This is a genomic window from Undibacterium sp. TC4M20W (assembly GCF_049340245.1).
Taxonomy (GTDB): domain Bacteria; phylum Pseudomonadota; class Gammaproteobacteria; order Burkholderiales; family Burkholderiaceae_D; genus Undibacterium.
This window is the reverse complement of sequence record NZ_JBMPPI010000002.1, coordinates 416,381-434,828: the sequence shown is the minus strand read 5'-3', so window position 1 is coordinate 434,828 and position 18,448 is coordinate 416,381. Positions and strand designations below refer to the sequence as shown.

Annotated in this window: 15 protein-coding genes; 11 read left to right on the top strand and 4 right to left on the bottom strand. The window is 51.1% G+C overall.

Features of this window, described 5'->3' with window-relative positions:
* Positions 1 to 184 precede the first annotated feature (184 nt).
* The 3 genes from ACO0LL_RS04375 to ACO0LL_RS04365 form a co-directional block, all read right to left on the bottom strand.
* On the bottom strand, positions 185 to 3,994 hold the full coding sequence (locus tag ACO0LL_RS04375; RefSeq protein WP_422949659.1) for an SbcC/MukB-like Walker B domain-containing protein: 3,810 nt from the start codon (positions 3,992 to 3,994) through the stop codon (positions 185 to 187).
* Positions 3,991 to 5,238, bottom strand: a complete 1,248-nt coding sequence (locus ACO0LL_RS04370; RefSeq protein ID WP_422949658.1) for an exonuclease SbcCD subunit D C-terminal domain-containing protein — start codon at positions 5,236 to 5,238, stop codon at positions 3,991 to 3,993. The genes ACO0LL_RS04375 and ACO0LL_RS04370 overlap by 4 nt, the downstream gene beginning before the upstream one ends.
* Before the next feature lie 93 nt (positions 5,239 to 5,331).
* Positions 5,332 to 6,447, bottom strand: coding sequence for a GNAT family N-acetyltransferase (locus tag ACO0LL_RS04365; protein ID WP_422949657.1), 1,116 nt, complete (start codon positions 6,445 to 6,447; stop codon positions 5,332 to 5,334).
* A 311-nt stretch (positions 6,448 to 6,758) separates the two neighbouring features.
* On the opposite strand from ACO0LL_RS04365, the gene ACO0LL_RS04360 reads away from it, so the two are divergent.
* Positions 6,759 to 7,775: a M20/M25/M40 family metallo-hydrolase gene (locus tag ACO0LL_RS04360; RefSeq protein ID WP_422949656.1), complete on the top strand. Its 1,017-nt coding sequence runs from the start codon at positions 6,759 to 6,761 to the stop codon at positions 7,773 to 7,775.
* A 114-nt stretch (positions 7,776 to 7,889) separates the two neighbouring features.
* Here the strand turns inward: ACO0LL_RS04360 and ACO0LL_RS04355 are convergent, their stop codons facing one another.
* Positions 7,890 to 8,570 (bottom strand): Bax inhibitor-1/YccA family protein, encoded by a 681-nt coding sequence (locus ACO0LL_RS04355; protein WP_422949655.1) that lies wholly within the window; start codon positions 8,568 to 8,570, stop codon positions 7,890 to 7,892.
* Positions 8,571 to 9,026: 456 nt separating this feature from the next.
* On the opposite strand from ACO0LL_RS04355, the gene ACO0LL_RS04350 reads away from it, so the two are divergent.
* The 10 genes from ACO0LL_RS04350 to ACO0LL_RS04305 all read left to right on the top strand — a co-directional run bounded on the left by ACO0LL_RS04350 (position 9,027) and on the right by ACO0LL_RS04305 (position 18,421).
* Positions 9,027 to 10,451 (top strand): sodium:solute symporter family protein, encoded by a 1,425-nt coding sequence (locus ACO0LL_RS04350; protein ID WP_422949654.1) that lies wholly within the window; start codon positions 9,027 to 9,029, stop codon positions 10,449 to 10,451.
* Between the two features lie 92 nt (positions 10,452 to 10,543).
* Positions 10,544 to 10,867: an FmdB family zinc ribbon protein gene (locus ACO0LL_RS04345; protein WP_422949653.1), complete on the top strand. Its 324-nt coding sequence runs from the start codon at positions 10,544 to 10,546 to the stop codon at positions 10,865 to 10,867.
* A gap of 53 nt (positions 10,868 to 10,920) precedes the next feature.
* Positions 10,921 to 11,523: a DUF502 domain-containing protein gene (locus ACO0LL_RS04340; protein WP_422949652.1), complete on the top strand. Its 603-nt coding sequence runs from the start codon at positions 10,921 to 10,923 to the stop codon at positions 11,521 to 11,523.
* A gap of 61 nt (positions 11,524 to 11,584) precedes the next feature.
* Positions 11,585 to 13,387 (top strand): aspartate--tRNA ligase, encoded by a 1,803-nt coding sequence (gene aspS, locus ACO0LL_RS04335; protein ID WP_422949651.1) that lies wholly within the window; start codon positions 11,585 to 11,587, stop codon positions 13,385 to 13,387.
* Positions 13,388 to 13,441: 54 nt separating this feature from the next.
* Positions 13,442 to 14,236, top strand: coding sequence for a CsgG/HfaB family protein (locus ACO0LL_RS04330; protein ID WP_422949689.1), 795 nt, complete (start codon positions 13,442 to 13,444; stop codon positions 14,234 to 14,236).
* A gap of 287 nt (positions 14,237 to 14,523) precedes the next feature.
* Positions 14,524 to 15,003 (top strand): cache domain-containing protein, encoded by a 480-nt coding sequence (locus tag ACO0LL_RS04325; RefSeq protein ID WP_422949650.1) that lies wholly within the window; start codon positions 14,524 to 14,526, stop codon positions 15,001 to 15,003.
* Positions 15,004 to 15,179: 176 nt separating this feature from the next.
* On the top strand, positions 15,180 to 15,629 hold the full coding sequence (nudB, locus tag ACO0LL_RS04320) for a dihydroneopterin triphosphate diphosphatase (RefSeq protein WP_422949649.1): 450 nt from the start codon (positions 15,180 to 15,182) through the stop codon (positions 15,627 to 15,629).
* Positions 15,630 to 15,648: 19 nt separating this feature from the next.
* Positions 15,649 to 16,464, top strand: a complete 816-nt coding sequence (locus ACO0LL_RS04315) for an endonuclease/exonuclease/phosphatase family protein (protein WP_422949648.1) — start codon at positions 15,649 to 15,651, stop codon at positions 16,462 to 16,464.
* Positions 16,461 to 17,624 carry a phospholipase D-like domain-containing protein gene (locus ACO0LL_RS04310; protein ID WP_422949647.1) on the top strand — a complete coding sequence of 388 codons (1,164 nt, stop codon included), beginning with the start codon at positions 16,461 to 16,463 and terminating at the stop codon, positions 17,622 to 17,624. Before ACO0LL_RS04315 ends, ACO0LL_RS04310 begins: the two co-directional genes overlap by 4 nt.
* On the top strand, positions 17,621 to 18,421 hold the full coding sequence (locus ACO0LL_RS04305; protein ID WP_422949646.1) for a DUF429 domain-containing protein: 801 nt from the start codon (positions 17,621 to 17,623) through the stop codon (positions 18,419 to 18,421). The genes ACO0LL_RS04310 and ACO0LL_RS04305 overlap by 4 nt, the downstream gene beginning before the upstream one ends.
* Positions 18,422 to 18,448 lie beyond the last annotated feature (27 nt).

Here is an 18,448-nt window from a genome sequence, read left to right as displayed (position 1 = left end):
TTTGAAGTGGAATGAGTCAGATACATGCAAGCTTATGGTTTGATGATTTGTTGTGCAGAGTAAATTGATGATAATAAAATATTATTACATTAGCATTAAAAATGTTTTTTATGCAATCGATACTTTATATTTGCTTTGTTTAGTTTGCTATTCATCAGTAATTCGCTTGACCAACTTACTCCACTCAACCCACTCCCACTAAACTACTCCCCCCAGACACCCGCTGAACGACCACTCTGGTCGCAATCCGCTCGGTCATTTCCTGCACATGCGAAATCACACCGACCTTGCGACCTTGTGCCTGCAGGCTGTCGAGGGCATCCATGGCGATGCGCAGGGTATCTGCATCGAGGCTGCCGAAGCCTTCGTCGATGAACAGGGATTCGACCTTGATGCGGTTGCTCGACAGCGATGCCAGGCCCAGTGCGAGGGCCAGCGATACCAGGAAAGATTCGCCGCCAGACAGTGAATGTACAGAGCGCTGTTCATCGCCCATGTCCTGGTCGATGACCATCAAGGCCAGCGTGTCTGCCACGCGTTGCAGGCGGTAGCGGCGTGAGAGCTGGTACAGGTGCTGGTTGGCGTAGGCGAGCAAAACGTCGAGCGTGATTTGCTGGGCATAGTTGCGGAATTTCTTGCCGTCTGCTGCGCCTATCAATTCATTCATTTGTGCCCATAGACGGGTCTGGCTTTCTTGCTCCTGCATGGTGGCGATCAGACTCTTGGCTTGCTGGTGGCGTGCCTCATCCTGTGCCATCGCGAGTTGATGGCGACTGTATTCTTGCTGTGCCTGTTGGCGTTTCTCACTGGTCTTGCTGAACACGGATTGCAGATGCTCGCTCTCGCCTATTTCAGTTGGCGCGATCTCACGTTCTTGCTCAGTCTCATTCTGCATGGATTCTGTTTCAGCAAAGCTAAATGGAGCGGGGCGTTGTAGCAAGTGCTGTTGCCTTTGCTGGCTGCGTTCTCGCAGCACGGTTGCTGCTTGCTGAACCGCATTATTGATGGCGTGCATGGCCTGGCGTTCTGCATTGATCCACGCATGTGGATGTGTCAGCAATTCGCGCAAGTGTGCTACGTCCAGGTTTTCTACAGTGGCTTGCTGCTGAGTTATCCAGTCCTGCAGTTTTTCACTTGCGACGTGCAGTTCATGGCTTTGCTGGGCGATGCGCTTATTGATTTGTTCTTGTGCTTCATGCAGGCGTGCCAGTTGATGGCGTATCTCATCATGCGCTTGCAGTTGGGTTTGCAGTACTGCTTTTGCCTGATTGATGGCCAGTGTGAACTGCGCTTCTGCCTCACTGACGGCACGCCCCTGGAATAATTCCTGTCGTTTGGCTTGCTGCTGTTTTAATGCAGCATCTGCATCCAGATAACGTTTATTGTCGCCGGAAAATTGCTCTTCCAGTTGCTGGGATTGTGCTTGCAGTTTGTCGATTTCCAGTTGCAGCTTTGCCAGTTGTTCAGTACTCTGGCTGGATGCAAGTTGATGGCTCTGCCATTGTTGTACATGGATTGCGCATTGATTCTGAAATTCCAATGGGGATGTATGCCAGTTGTCTTGCCAACTGCTACCTTCATCTGATTGCGCTGCAAATGCCGCTGCTAACTGGGCCAGGGCGTCATCCAGTTTTTGACTGGCATCCTGCTCCTTTTCTATTGCCTGTGTCAGGGCAGTGCTAAATTTTTCAACTGCGTGAATAAGCGCAGTATGGCTGTCCCTATGTTCTTGCAGGGTGCGACGTACTTTTTCTGTATTGGCAAATGCGTCGTCTCTGATCTTTGTCGCTTGCTGATAGGCTTGCTCAGTCTTAAGCAATTGCTGAACTTGTTCTTGCAAGTCAGTTTGCCGCTGGCTTAACCAGGTGCTGGTTTGCTCATGATCGATTTTCGCATTCTGCAATTCAGTGGCGATGCTATGCGCTTGCCAGCTGCTTGCTACGATTTGCTCCTGTTGCTGCAATACCGCCAGTTCTTGCTGTAATTGTTTTTGCTGCTGTTGATATTGTCTGTGCTCAGCCGTTGCGGTTGCCAGTAACTGGCGCTGGTCTTGCTCAATTTGCTGGCAATGCTTGAGTTCATTTTCCAGCTGCGCCAGCAAGGCATGCAATTGCTGGTTGCCGGTTTTATAGGGATGTTCAGTCGCGCCGCAGACTGGGCAGGCCTGTTCATCTTGTAGCGCATCACGCAGGCTTTCTACATTGGCGTTGCAGGCGGCCTGGGTCAGTTGCAGGCTTTTATTTGCCTGTTCTTTTGCAGCAATCAGGCTGGGTAATTGAGTCTGGATCTGGGTAATGATTTTGTCTGTAGCCAGCATGTTCAAATGACTGGCTTGCTGCTGGGTTTCCAAAACCTGTTTGCGTTGTGCGTGTTCATGCATTTGTTTGTGCAGCTCAATAGCATTACTTAACAGTTCGCGCCTTTGATCAAGTGCCAGTCTTTGTGCCTGCATGTCGGGCAAGTCGAACTTTGCCAGTTTTGCTGCCACTTGTTCGCGTAATTTTTCAGTAGTTATCCAGCTTTGTTCGCTTGCCTTAAGTTGCAGTGCACGTTCTGCCAGCAGTTGTTCCTGCTTGTCTTTTTGTTTTTGTAGATCAAGTATGTTCTGTTGCTGGTAGTTCGCATCTTTTTTGGCAGTTGCTGCCTGCTTCAATAATAATTCCCATGCTGTCCAGTTATTGGCCAGGCTTTGCAAGCCAGCATGTTGGGTCAGCCATATTTGTAGGTCTTGCTGTTTTTTGTGTAGTTGTGCCAGGTCTGCCTGTTTGCTCTTAAGTTGTTCCCTTGCAGTTGTCAGTGTCTGTTCTGCCTGCACTTTTGTTTGTTGTGCGGCCAGCCAGTTACTACGCAAGATGTTCAGGCTACTGTCGAGGGCCTTGGCGGCATCCAGCAAAGGCGCTGCTTCTTGCAGTGTATGTTCGGCTTGCTGCAATGCTTGCTGTGCTTGTGTCAAGGCCAGATGTTTCTCTTGTGCGCTGAGTGTGCCCGTCTGTATGTTGCTGTGGGCCGTAGCGATTTCTGCCTGTCCCTTGCTGATTGCCTGTTGCAGGCGTTCGAGTTCTGTCAGCAGTGGGCGCGCAGTTTGTATGTTTTCTACTTTTTGCAGATAGGCAGCTCTTGCTGCGGCAACTGTCTTTTCCTGTTCATGAATTTGCAATTGCTGCTGTGCTTGCTGTTCACCTTGTAGCAACTTGCCGTCATCGGCATGCCAGCGCAGATGTGTTTGCAGCTCTGCGAGTTGTGCGTCCAGTTGTTCCAACCGGGTTTTGCTGATGCCCAGGTCTGCCTCAAGTTGCGTGCGTTCTTCTGCGCTCAGAGGCTTGTTGTCTGCCAGGCGTACGTGAAAGCGTTCCAGCGCTTCGCGTTCGAGCTTGGCGCGGGCGAAGGCACGTTGTGAAATCTGGCCATAAATATCGCTGCCGGTCAGGGTTTTCAGCAATTCGCCACGGTCATTGTCATCGGCTTTTAAAAAGCTGGAAAACTCGTTTTGTGCCAGCAAAACGGCGCGGGTGAATTGTTCAAATTTAAGACCAAGGCGTTTGATGATTTCTTCCTTGACCTCTGTTTTCTTGCCGCCTATGGGCTGCAGTTGCGGTAACTGATGCAACGACATGGTGGTCGGCTGCAAGATGCCAGTGGCTTTATTGCGAGAGCGGCGCACGCTCCAGCGTGAGCGATAGGCATTGCCATCGGTGCCGACGAAATCCACTTCGGCATAGCCTTCTCCAGTACCGCGCCTGAGCAGGTTGCCGGTATCTTGCTGGGTCACTGCATCTGCGCCATCTGGTAATTTTGTCGTGCCTGCCTTGATCAGTCTTGGCGTGTTTTCATACAGGGCCATGCACAGGGCATCCAGCAAGGTACTTTTGCCCGCACCGGTGGGGCCGCTGATCGCAAACAGGCCAGCAGACTGCAAGGGTTCTTGCGTAAAATCGACAGCAAATTCACCAGCGAGTGAAGCCAGGTTTTTACCGCGTATGGCGAGTATCTTCATTGCGTGTCCTCACCGTGCAAGAGTTCGCCAAAAGCCTGCAGCATGTCGCCCGGTGCATCTTGCTGGTATTTGCCTTGATACAGGCGGCGGAAGATATCTTCTGGCTGCAGGCGGTCCAGCGTATCCTGCGTTGCCTGTTCATCGCTAGTCTCGTCCTGTGCTTTGCCTGGGTAATGCGTATCCATCTTCAGCAAGCGCAAGGGCTTGCCTGCGATATAGCTTTCTATGCGGGCACGCAGGCCGGGCTCTGGTACATCGAGCTTGACCCGGACTTCCAGATAGGGATCATAGTGCCGTCCTTTGCTCGCATCAGTGATGCTGGCGAGATCAAGACCATCGAGCGCATCCAGCACATTGGGAAGAGCTGCGGCCTGTTTGGGAATGCGCAAGAGTTGAACCGTCCTTGGTACTTGCAGCGGTGTCACCTGCGTGAGTTTGTCGCCCTCAATATTCACACACAAAACCTGGTGCTGGTAATCGACTTCAGAAAATGACAGGGGCAGGGGGCTGCCGCAATAACGCAGGTGTTCTTGCTTGCCGATTCTTTGCGCCAGGTGCAAATGACCCAGTGCCGCATAAGTGATTTCACTGCCAAACATGCTGGCCGACAAAGCCTCGGTACCTCCGATGACGATGCGGCGTTCAGAGTCTTCTGATATTTCGCCACCTACCATATGACAATGCCCCATGGCGATGATGGCCTGACCAGGTTGGCGCAGGCTGAGTGCATGCGCCGTCACATCCCTGTATAACTGGACGATGCCTGCCATGTAAGGGTCACTGGCATTTTCTACCCGGGGTACGTCGCCAGGCCGCAGGAAGGGCACTGCCAGGCACCAGGCGGCAATTTCATCATTCTGCCGCAATGGCAAGACCATGGCTGCTACATCTATGCTGCCGTCAGCCAGACGTGGCACCATGCCTATGACGCTGATGTCCATGCCATCCAATAGCGGGCCGGGTGCTTCGAGCCTGCCGGGTGAGTCATGGTTGCCAGCGATGATGACGATATCCAGTTTGGGCAGGCATGCCTTGGCCCGCTGCAGGAAGCGGTAAAACTGTTTTTGTGAAGTCGCTGAAGGATTGGCATTGTCGAACACATCACCAGCGATGAGCAATGCATCTGCCTGCTGCTGTTCCAGCGTAGTGATGAGCCAGTCCAGAAAATGCTGGTGTTCCAGGCCGCGTTCGGCGCTGTGCAGGGTTTGGCCCAGGTGCCAGTCTGAGGTGTGGATGAAGCGCAAGAGTTTTCCTTTGCCTATGCAAATACAGGTGGGCGTGGTATGCCAACGCAGGCAAGTGTAACTGTTTTTTTTAAGCTGATGTAGCGTGCAGGCTCAGGCTTTTGTCCGACGTGATTTGCGCATCTTCAGAATGGTGCTACCCAGTGTCTTGCGCCAGGTCTGGTTTTTTACGCACTGGTATTCAACATATTCCGTGACGGCTGGGCCCCAGCGGGTTTTCGATACATCTTCACCGACCGATAAATTGACGCGCTTGAAGTCCTGTGTAAATGACCATTGTATGATTTCTGCCAGCAAAGTCGTCATGACGCTGTAGCGGGCAAACTTCAGGTCATAGCCTGAATAGTAGAGATACAGTTCTTCCCCCATGGCAAATGCCAGGCGCATGGCAACCACGCGGCCATCGAGTTCGAGGCTGAACAGGCGCATGCGCTGGCCAAAATCATTGGACAGCAAACTTGTCATGAAGGCGCGATGTTTGGGATCAGCAAAATAGTCGGGGTGTTCTACCGTATTGGCTGCGCCTGCGCGGGCCGCGTGCAGGGCATAAAATTCTTGCAGTTTGGGCTTGATTTCTTCGCTGCCTTGCCAGACCTGCAGCTTCAGGCTCAGGTTATCACGCGCCAGTGAGTTATAGCAGTGGCGCAGGGATTCCTTGATATTGCGTTTGAGCCCGGATTTAAAACTTGCCCAGTTCTCGTTCAGATGCAGGATGTAGTTGGGGATATCCCGCGCTTCCAGCGGATGCACTGCTGCATTGCTGGCCAAAAAACGCGCCGCATGTTGTCTGGTGTGGATAACCTGGAATTCGGTCAGGCCAAAGGTTTCATGGCGTGACAGGTCTTCCCACTGCTGCAAGATGGTTTCAGTGTAAACGGGTAAGGCCAGCGGTATACGTATTTCTGTCAGGTTGGGATCTGAGCCAAAGGGGCGCACATAACGATAAATGAACAGACTGTGCAGGCCGACATGGGTATTTGTCAGCGGCATTACCGCAACCAGTTGCCCTTGTTCATGCAGGGTGCAGATCGCCAGTTCATCCCTGTGATACCAGGATGAATCCGAAAAAACCTGCCACCAGGCGTGGTTCCAGTCATAGGTCTGGAAAGGCAACAACTGCGGAACTTGTGTTTCCAGCAGCCGCCATGAAGCCGCCAGGGCTTCAAATTCTGCATCTGTGTTGACAACAAGTTTTGTGAGGTTCGACATCTATGGATAAATCTTGTGCTTCGTATGCTGGCTGTAAAATGATATCAGGGAATTGTTAAAAACTTTGTCGCGATAAGCTCAGGTGGGGGTTTATGCCATGTAATGCCAGTAATTGCAAGCTTGCGGCCATGTTTAGCGCTGTTTTGAAGCATCAATGTCAGGAGTTTATGGTGTTTTGTGTGAGCAGAACTTATATTGATGAGCGCCTGTCTTAATAAAAGATTTAGCTGCAACAGATTTAGCTGCAACGTTAGCTGCAACGATTAAGCATCCGCAAATATCACTCTCATCACACCTCAGGTTAATGATCCATGTCAAGAATTCGTCAAGCGCTTAGAAGTTTGTTGTCCAGTCTGCTGCCAGTATTTGCCATCGGCCTCGCACATTTGCCCGTGCAGGCAACTGAATCCGCAGCTCTGACTGCGCAGGCCATGATCGACGTCAATAAACTCGCCAGCGAAGAAATGGCAGGCCGTGCGACAGACAGCAAGGGTAGCGCATTGGCACGTGACTACATTATCAGCCGCCTGCAGCAATTGGGCCTGACACCGTGCAAGGATGATTTTGTGCATGAGTTTGAATTCCAGACTCGCCAGGGTGCCAGCCGCAAAGGTAAAAATATCATTGCCTGCAGCCCGGGTAGTATGAACGGACATGCAAGCGCACCTGTGCTGGCGATTACGGCGCATTATGATCATCTTGGTGAAAAAGCTGGCAAAATTTATTACGGTGCTGACGACAATGCCTCTGGCGTGGCAGCCGTATTGGCGATTGCTGCTGCCATGAAAGAAAATCCGTCTCAGCATGACCTCATGGTCATCTTGTTTGATGCTGAAGAGATGGGGCTCAGTGGTTCACGTGCTTTTGCGGCCAAGCCTGTCATGGATATGGCACGCATAGGCATGAACATGAATTTTGACATGATAGCCCGGGGTGACAAGGGAGAGCTGTATGCCAGCGGGGCCTACCATACACCTGCACTTAAGAATTTACTTATCAGCCTCGACGGTACGCAGGGAGTGAAGCTCAAATTTGGCCATGACAGGCCAGAACAGGGGCAGGATGACTGGACCAAACAGTCAGATCACCTGCCTTTCTTCCTGGCAGGAGTACCGCATATCTATTTTGGCGTCGAAGACCATGCCGACTACCATCAGCCTACCGATACGGCAGACAAGATCAATCCACAGTTCTATCTTGGTGCGGTGGATTTGCTGACCAAAGCCAGTTACCTGTTGGACCAGGCCATGTTGACTACCGATTTCAGGAACAAGAGCAAAGACTTGCAGGCTGCGGGTGTGGCGGGAGCAAATAAAGGCGGGAAGTAAGCAGGCGAGGGAAGGGGGGAGGACTGCATTCCAGCCTGCAGGGATGCAGGCTGGAGTGGGTGCAACTACTGAATACTAATACTGCTTAGTGCTGAATAAATACCTGATCCCTGCTTAGTCGCGCAGACTCATGACGATGCGCAATACATACCAGAACATCAGGGCAACGGAAGCAAACAGCTCCAGCGCCGCACCGACATAGCGGTCTTCAGGATAGTGGTTGATGACATTGGATGCATCATACAGAATGGCTGCACCGGCAAAGGCGACCATCGCTACGCTGAAGAACAGGCCAAGCTGGAAGCCAAAGATCATGCCGCAGGCGATCAGGATCAGGGCAACCAGACCACCCCATTTCAAGACGCTGCCAAGGAAAGAAAAGTCCTTGCGCGACACATAGGCAATACCGACCAGGCCTACAGTTGCCAGTATGGTCACCAGGCCAGCATTGGCAATGGCACCAGGTGCAAACTTGTTGGCAACATACAGCATAGGGATGAAGATAATTGCTTCAGCCACGATATAGATACCCAGCGCTGCATATTGCAATGGCAGGCTTTCTACCGTGTGTGCTGCACGTGATGCCAGCCAGCCTATCAGCATGAAGGCGCCAAGGATCAGGAACCATGGCAGGTGGCGCATGGTTTGTGCCATGACTTCGGCAATGCCGGTTTTGAATAAAATGACTTCAAGCGCAGTGAACGCCAGAATCGCGCCGCCGAGATGATTGAAAGTCTTGCTGATAAAACGCTCACGCGCTGGTCCGTAACCTTGCTGGATGCTTGCCAGTTCCATGGATGTTCCTATCGTAAATGTGATGAGTATTGCCTGAGTAAAATTTTACTGAGCAAGCTGGATTAACAACTTGTTCAAAAAAACTGCAAAGTTTGCAAGTTTCAGCTGATTTTATCTGAATACACAGAAATGAAGAAATTCATGTTTCAAAGTGTTTCAATTTGTTGCTTATGTAATAAGTATTTGGTTTCCGGTATCGTTTCCGATATGGTTACTTAAAGAGAATCAAATTTTCCGCTTGTTCATGGCGGATATGTCATTTATCGGTACATTCTGATATCGGTACATTCTGATACATAAGCTAAATTCGCGTGTTTTTTAAGCAAATAAGCGCAAAACTTCACAGAAGTAGCTTGTCCCTCATCAAACTTCGTGTAATTTGCGTCTATTATTACGTCTATAATGCCCGCAGCAAAAAAAGCGGGTTTTTTATTGACATCATTGCACGTTCCCCCCATGAATACACTCATCTGGTTTGTCATCCTGTACTGGGTCATCTCTGTTGGCATCGGTTTGTATGCCGCCCGTTATGTCAATAACTCCAAGGACTATGCAGTAGCTGGCCGCTCCCTGCCCATGTATGTGGTGACCGCCACCGTATTTGCCACCTGGTTTGGCTCGGAAACGGTGCTCGGTATTTCATCCACCTTCGTCAAGGAAGGTTTGAAAGGTGTAGTGGCTGATCCATTTGGCTCTTCGCTGTGCTTGATCTTTGTTGGTTTGTTCTTCGCGCGCCCGCTTTACCGCATGAATTTGCTGACCATAGGTGATTACTACCGCAATAAATTTGGCCGCACCGCCGAAGTGCTGGTAACCCTGTGTATCGTCGTTTCTTACCTCGGCTGGGTGGCTGCCCAGATCAAGGCTCTGGGCCTGGTGTTCAGCGTGGTATCTGGCGGTTATATTACTAGTGAGTGGGGCATGATCATCGGTGCAGGCAGCGTACTGATCTATACATTGATGGGCGGCATGTGGTCGGTGGCGATCACTGATTTTTTGCAAATGATCATCATCGTGATTGGCATGTTGTATATAGGCTGGGAAGTCTCAGGCATGGTTGGCGGTGCCAAAGTCGTTATCGAACATGCAGCAAATGCAGGCAAGCTGGAATTCTGGCCCCAGCCTACGGCCAAGGAGTCGCTGTGGTTCTTTGCCGCCTGGATCACCATGATGCTGGGCTCGATACCGCAACAAGACGTGTTCCAGCGCGTGGCTTCATCCAAGAATGAAAAAATTGCCGGTAATGCATCTGTATTGGGCGGCGTATTGTATTTCTGCTTCGCCTTTATCCCCATGTTCCTGGCTTATTCAGCGACGCTGATTGACCCAAAGATGGTCGAGGGCCTGATTGATAAAGACCCGCAATTGATTTTGCCTACCCTGATCATGACCAAGGTGCCCATGCTGGCGCAGGTGATGTTCTTTGGTGCCTTGCTGTCAGCGATCAAGAGCTGCGCCAGTGCTACCTTGCTGGCACCTTCAGTGACCTTCTCTGAAAATATCCTGAAACCTTTCTTCCCCAAGCAAAGCGACAAGCAATTCCTGTTCATGATGCGTGTAGTGGTGCTGGTATTTACAGCAATTATTACTATTTTTGCCATGAATACCCAATCCAGCATTTATAAAATGGTGGAGAATGCCTATAAAGTGACCCTGGTTGCTGCTTTTGTACCGCTGTCCTTTGGCCTGTACTGGAAGCGTGCTACTACTCAGGGCGGTTTGGCATCCATCATCCTTGGCATCGTCAGCTGGGTCAGTATGGAAATTTTTGCCCCGGAAGGCTTGTGGCCACCGCAACTGGTGGGTGTGCTCATGAGTGTGACAGGCATGATAGCCGGGTCTTTGCTGCCGCAATTTGTCCACAAGAAGCTGGCAGTTTGATACTGACCTGGGCTCAGGCATGATGCAATGCGCAAATTCTGATCAAAAACCTTTATAATTCAGGGTTTTATCAGTTTTTTTAGGGCTACGCCATGCCGATTTATGCTTACCGCTGTGAAGAATGCGGCTTTGCCAAGGATGTTTTGCAAAAGATGTCTGAAGAGCCGCTCAGTATTTGTCCGACTTGCGGCAAGTCTTCCTTTCGCAAGCAAGTGACTGCTGCCGGCTTCCAGCTCAAGGGCTCGGGCTGGTATGTGACTGACTTCCGCAATGGCTCTGGCGCTGGCGCTGCGGCACCAACAGCACCAGCTGCTGAAGGTGGTGCTGCAACTTCGACAAGTCCGGCTCCGGCAGCAACGCCAGCGGCTGAGTCAAGTTCGCCTGCCCCTGCCAGCGATGCTGGCAAGGCTGCCTGAATTGTCTTTTATCCCTTATTATTGCCGTTCCATTCACAAAGCAGACGATTACCATGCGTAAATACTTTATTACTGGCTTGCTGATTTTAGTACCCCTGGCCATCACGCTGTGGGTTCTGCATGCCATTATCAGTACCATGGACCAGTCTCTGTTGCTGTTGCCAGTTGAATGGCGTCCAGAAAAACTGGTTGGTTTCAAAGTGCTGGGCATAGGTACGATACTGACTTTGCTGATCGTCTTTGTGACTGGTTTGCTGGCACAGAACTTTATCGGCAATTACGTCATCAAAGCCTGGGAAAGCCTGTTGCAACGCATTCCTATCGTCAGCTCCATCTATTCCAGCGTGAAACAGGTATCCGATACCTTGTTTTCATCTTCCGGCAATGCCTTCCGCAAAGCCGTGCTGATTGAATATCCGCGCCGCGATTGCTGGACCATAGGTTTTCTGACCGGTGTACCAGGTGGCGACGTCGTTAATCACCTTAAAGGCGATTTTGTCAGCGTATATGTGCCTACAACACCGAATCCGACTTCCGGCTTTTTCCTGATGTTGCCCAAGGATCAAGCCATAGAACTGGACATGAGTGTCGATGCCGCACTCAAGTATATTGTTTCCATGGGCGTGGTGGCTCCCGAGCATCTCCCCACCAAATAAATGATGTGGTTATCCACTGCATCAAATCATTTTTAATTTTGAATACAGACAGGTAAGAAATATGTCCATGCGTACCCAATACTGCGGCCTCACTACTGAGGAATTACTCGGCCAAACCGTCAGCCTGTGTGGCTGGGTGCATCGTCGTCGCGATCACGGCGGCGTGATCTTTATTGATTTGCGTGACCGCGAAGGTCTGGTGCAGGTGGTTTGCGATCCTGATCGCGTTGATGTATTTAAAGCTGCTGAATCCGTTCGTAATGAATTCTGCCTGCGCATTACTGGCCTGGTACGCAGCCGTCCAGATGGTACTGGCAACAGCAATCTGAAATCCGGCAAGATCGAAGTGCTGGCGCATGAAGTGGAAGTGCTGAATCCTTCCGTCACGCCGCCGTTCCAGCTCGATGATGACAACCTGTCTGAAACCACACGTCTGACCCACCGCGTACTGGATTTGCGTCGTCCGCAAATGCAAAACAACCTGCGCCTGCGTTACAAGGTAACGATGGAAGTGCGCAAATTCCTCGATGCGAACGGTTTTATCGATATCGAAACACCGATGCTGACCAAGTCCACGCCTGAAGGCGCACGTGACTATCTGGTGCCATCCCGTGTTAATGCTGGTAACTTCTTTGCGCTGCCACAATCCCCGCAATTGTTCAAACAATTGCTGATGGTGGCTAACTTTGACCGTTACTACCAGATCACCAAATGCTTCCGCGATGAAGATTTGCGTGCTGATCGCCAGCCAGAATTTACCCAGATCGATTGCGAAACTTCTTTCATGAATGAGCAAGAGATTCGTGACATGTTTGAAGGCATGATACGTCTGGTCTTCAAAAACACGCTGGACATCGACCTGCCAAATCCTTTCCCTGTCATGGAATACGCAGAAGCTATGGGCCTGTATGGTTCCGACAAGCCAGACATGCGCGTCAAACTGCAATTCACAGATTTGACAGACGTGATGAAAGACGTTGACTTCAAAGTATTCTCCGGTGCAGCCAATATGGCCAATGGCCGTGTCGTCGGTTTGCGTGTACCTGGCGGCTCCAACATGCCACGTTCTGAAATTGATGCATACACCCAATTCGTTGCCATTTATGGCGCCAAGGGTCTGGCTTACATCAAGGTCAATGACAAGGCACAAGGCCGTGATGGCTTGCAGTCTCCTATCGTCAAGAACATCCATGACGCAGCATTGACGCAAATCCTGGAACGTACAGGCGCACAAGACGGTGACCTGATTTTCTTCGGTGCAGATAAAGCCAAAGTCGTCAACGATGCGATCGGTGCATTGCGCGTGAAAATCGGCCACAGTGAATTCGGCAAAGCCAATGGCTTGTTTGAAGACGTATGGAAACCATTGTGGGTAGTTGACTTCCCTATGTTTGAACATGATGAAGAAAACGACCGCTGGACAGCAACTCACCATCCATTCACGGCGCCAAAAGATGGCCATGAAGATTTGATGGAAACAGACCCAGGCAAGTGTATCGCCAAGGCCTACGACATGGTCTTGAATGGTTGGGAACTGGGCGGCGGTTCTGTGCGTATCCACCGTGCTGAAGTACAAAGCAAAGTGTTCCGTGCCTTGAAGATCGATGATGCAGAAGCCCAATTGAAGTTCGGCTTCTTGCTGGATGCATTGCAATACGGCGCGCCTCCACACGGTGGTCTGGCTTTCGGTCTGGATCGTATCGTCACCATGATGACCGGTGCAGAATCCATCCGTGACGTGATTGCTTTCCCGAAAACCCAGCGTGCCCAATGTCTGTTGACACAGGCACCGTCTGAAGTCGACGAAAAGCAATTGCGTGAACTGCATATCCGTTTGCGTGCAGCAGAACCAAAACTCGCATAATTCTTCATCCGCAAGGACGTATTAATGAATGAAACTGACAACAATGAAAAGAGTATGCAAGTGAATAACAAGACAGCCTTATTTTTATTGTTGAGCAGTAGTTTGTTTCTCGCCGCTTGTGGAGAAAAGAAAACCGAGCTTGGTGAAGGTACTTCTGAAGTGACAGGCGCTGCCGGTCCTGCTGGTGCCAAAGGTGCCAGCAAGACCCTGGTCAAGTGTGATGCGCCTGTGGCGACCCTGTCTCTGGTCGAGAATCCGAATGGCTACACCATGAGCAGCCAGTACAATCTGCCGTCTTCACCTGTACCTTTGATACGCTTGCTGGCACAGCAGAGCGGCTGCTTCCGCGTGGTAGATCGTGCGTCTGGCCTGAAGGCCGTGATACAAGAACAGGAACTCAAGGACCAGGGCATTATCCGTAAAAATTCTACGGTGTCCAAGGGCAAAGGCTACGAAGCGCAATACACGATTACCCCCAGCCTGACTTTTTCTGAAAGCAAGGCTGGTGGTGGTATTGGTGCCATCATGGGCATGATCCCTATCCTCAGGAATTTTACTGGCTATGCCGAGAAGGTCAGCTTCAAGGAAGCGCAGGTAGTTCTATTATTGACCGATAATGAAACCACAGAGCAACTGGCAGCGGCAACCGGCTCTGCCAAGACGACAGATCTGGGCATGGGCGGCCTCAGCTTTGGTGCTGCCGGCGGTGGCTTTGGCGCAGGCTGGAGCAATACCAATGAAGCCAAGGTCATCGTTGCTGCCTTCCTCGATGCCCACAATAAACTGGTGCCGCAAGTCAGACAGTTGCAGGAAAAAGAACTGCCTCCTGCAGTGCCGGTGAAGAAGTAAGTCTTCATTTGCGTTGTTATTTGTTAGACCTAAAAGGCCTGCTCTGCAGGCCTTTTTTATATTTGCTGCGTTGCATAAAAGGTTCAGACTGCACAGCTTTGCTTGCTGACAGTCGCCCATCTCAGATTAGTTTGCTCTATATCTATGGCAGCGCAGCAAGTATCCCTTAATGTCAACTCTTGTTGCAAGAATGAAGCTGCGCCAAAAAAACTGCTATAAAGAAATAAATTGCTAGTGCTGGCCTACTTGCCATATAGGTAAGTGTTCACTTTTGAGGGGAAATGACGATGCATCAGTTTAAAAAAATATTGCCGTTGGGTTTAATAATTGCTGCATGCGCGGCACCGGTTCTTGCCGCAGGTGAACATGGTTCAGAGGCTGAAGCGCAGGACATGGTCAAAAAAGCCGTTGCCCTCGTCAAGTCAGCTGGCGCAGAAAAAGCCTACAAAGTCTTCACTGATCATCCTGATGGTGCATTCAAGGAAAAAGACTTATATGTCTTCGTGTATGACTTTGAAGGCAATTGCCTGGCGCAGGGGGCGAATGCAAAAATGGTAGGCAAAAACCTGATGTCCATGAAGGATGTAGATGGTAACGCCTTTATCAAGGGCATGATAGACCTGGTGAAAACCTCGTCCAAAGGCTGGTATGGCCCTTATAAGTTCAATAATCCTGCGACGCAGAGTTATGACCTGAAACGTTCATATTGCGAGCGCGGCGCTGGTGACAGCATGGTTTGCGTGGGTACTTACTTCGAGAAAAAATAAATATCACTGACCAGGCAGGCGAAAATATTTCTAGGCAGCGTTGCTCTGGTTTAAGCGGCACTCTATTGAGCATATTGCTCAGGGAGTGCCGTTTTGCATTGCGGTATCAAATATGGATGAGCCAAAGGCGTTAGAATGGTGGTTTTGAAAACACCGGATCATCATTTCGGCCTGGCATGTCAACGCATAAAATCCCTGAATCTGTCTTGGTAGTTATTTACACCGCTGCACTTGATGTTCTCTTGCTGGAACGCGCTGACAAGGCGGGATTCTGGCAATCTGTCACTGGGTCGAAAGATACCGTGGACGAGGCCTGGCAGACCACCGCTATCCGCGAAGTGGCGGAAGAAACCGGCATAGATGCCTTGCAATATGACTTGCAAGATTGGGGTCTGACCAATATATATGAAATCTACCCGGTGTGGCGTCATCGCTATGCGCCGGGTGTAACGCAAAATACCGAGCATGTGTTCGGCCTGTGTGTCAGCCCTGACGTCACCATCAGACTGGCTCCGCGTGAACATCTGCAATATTTGTGGTTGCCATGGCGGGATGCTGCGGATAAATGTTTTTCCGCATCGAATGCCGAAGCCATACTGCAACTGCCAAAGCTGATCAAGGTTTAACAAGCTAAAGGGAATCACCATGAAGCTTCGCATTGCCACCTACAATATCCACAAGGGCGTCAGTGCATTTGGCCGCAAGGCCCGCATCCACGGCATTAAGGAAGCGATAGATTTGCTCGACGCCGACCTGGTATTTTTACAGGAAGTGCAGGGTCAACATGATCTGCATGCAGAAAACCACACACTCTGGCCACAAGAGAGCCAGCATGATTTCCTGGCCGGACAATCCCATCAGGCAGTGTATGGCATGAATGCAGTGTATGAACACGGTCACCACGGCAATGCCTTGCTGAGCCGCTATCCGATTGCTTCTTTCACCAATCATGACGTATCAGATCATGCTTATGAACAGCGTGGCATCCTGCATGCCATCGTGCAGATCGACAAAATTCAGGTGCATTGTTTTGTCATTCATCTTGGTTTGTTTGCTGGCAGCCGCCGTCGCCAGATACAGGCACTGATAAAAACCATCAAACAAGATTTACCTGCCGATGCACCGCTGGTGATTGCCGGCGATTTCAATGATTGGAGCCAGCGCCTGAGCCAGACCCTGTATCAAGAACTGGCTGTCATCGAAGCCTTTGATGTTGAGGCACAGGGGCCAGCATCACGGTTTTCGCTGAAGGGCATGCGTAAAATATTGAACAAGGATACTAGTGGCCATGCACGCACATTTCCTGCCGGCTTGCCCTGGTTATGCCTGGACCGTGTGTATTTGCGAGGCTTCAAGGTGGATGATGCGCGTGTCATGAAAGGCGCACCCTGGACTACTTTGTCCGATCATGTACCGATCACCGTCAGCCTTGAATTACTGGACACAACAAAAAGCCCATGAGCAAACTGCATTTCATTGAAGGCAATGATGTAGAGCTTTTGCGCAGCGGCGCCCAGTTTTTTCCCGCCTTGATTGCATCCATCGACCAGGCACAGCATGAAGTGTATCTGGAGTCCTATATCTTTGCGGCTGACCAGACTGCGCAGTCTGTGCAGGCGGCACTGGTGCAGGCAGCATCGCGTGGCGTGCAGGTCAGAGTGGTCATAGACTGGATAGGCAGTGACAGAAGTCATGCGATTGATTTGACAAGGCATTTTAATGAGCAGGGCGTAGCTTGTCGCTGCTTTAACCCGTGGTTCAAGCGCGGCCTGGCACGTACCCATAGAAAAATCTGCGTGGTTGACAGACAAGTCGCCATCGTCGGTGGTTTGAATATCATTGACGACTGTATTGCTGACGATGGTTCTGGCCTGGCTTTACCTTTTCCACGCTGGGACTTTGCTGTTACCGTCACTGGCCCCCTCGTCGCTAACATCCATCTGGAAGTCGAATCACAATGGCGCAAACTGGGCAAACTGGGTTTGCGTACCCGCTTCGCGCTGATGAAACATTTGCATGCCGATGCCAAGACCGCCGGCAAGCAGGTCACTTCGGCGGCGCTGGTGGTACGCGACAACTTACGTAACCGCGCCACCATACAACGCGCTTACCTGCAGGCACTGGGCATGGCAAGGTCACGTGCTATCCTGGTGACACCTTACTTTGCCCCTGGCAGAAAATTCCGCCGTGCCCTGGTTTCTGCTGCTACCCGTGGCGTCGATGTGGTGCTCCTGCTAGGCGTCGGTCAGTTCGCCTTGCAGGACGCGGTATCGCAATCTTTCTACCCCAAATTATTAGCAGCCGGCGTGCGCATCGTCGAATATGGCAAGACGCAACTGCATGCCAAAGTCGGTGTCATTGATGAAGACTGGGCGACGGTAGGCTCCAGCAATTTTGACGGCCTAAGCCTGTTCGTCAACCATGAAGCGAATATAGTCATCCGCGACAAAACCTTTGCCGCCAGCCTCGCGCATGAGCTGGAGCTGGGTATTGCCGATGGCACAGAAATCTTTGCAGAAGATGTGCACAAAAAAGCCTGGTACAAGCGCGCCTGGTATGGCACGGCATATCTGATTTACCGCGGCCTCATGCGCGTCGTCACCTTCGGGCATTACGGATGAAATTGCACGGCGTGGATTTCACTTCGGCACCATCGCGCCGCAAAGGCATCACGATTGCCAGCGGCCAGATGCAAGGCGATGTGCTGCGCCTGGAGTCCCTGCAAACACTGAGCGACTTCACTGCTTTTGATAACTGGCTAATGCAGCCTGGCCCCTGGCTGGCGGGTTTCGATTTGCCTTTTTCTTTGCCGCGCGAACTAGTGGAGCACCTGCACTGGCCAGCTAATTGGCCAGATTTGATGCGCCATCTGCAAACACAAACGCGCGCAGAACTACGCCTGCAATTCAAGGCATTTTGTGATGCCCGTGCCGTCGGTAATAAATTCGCCCACAGAGCAACCGACATCCCCGCTGGTTCTTCGCCTTCGATGAAATGGGTGAATCCCCCGGTAGCCTACATGCTGCACGCAGGTGCCCCGCGCTTGCTGGATGCCCGTGTCAGCATCCCCGGCATGTATGAAGGCGACCCACAACGCATCGCCCTCGAAGCTTATCCCGGCATGGTGGCACGCAGTATCACCAAAGCTTCGTATAAAAGCGATGACAAGAGCAAGCAAACACCAGAGCGCAGGCAGGCCCGCGAGCAAATCCTGCAGGCGCTGAAAGCTGGCTCTACACCATGGAAAATCAAACTTCATGCAGGTAATTTTGGCGATGCATTATTGAGCGACGGTAGCGCCGATTTGCTGGATGCCGTGCTATGCATGGTATTGGCCGCCTGGGCTTATGACAGACGCGGCCAGAATTTTGGCTTGCCGGAATTTGATCCGCTTGAAGGCTGGATAGTGGGTTCTTGAAATTTTCGGTCTTATCTTGCCCCCAGC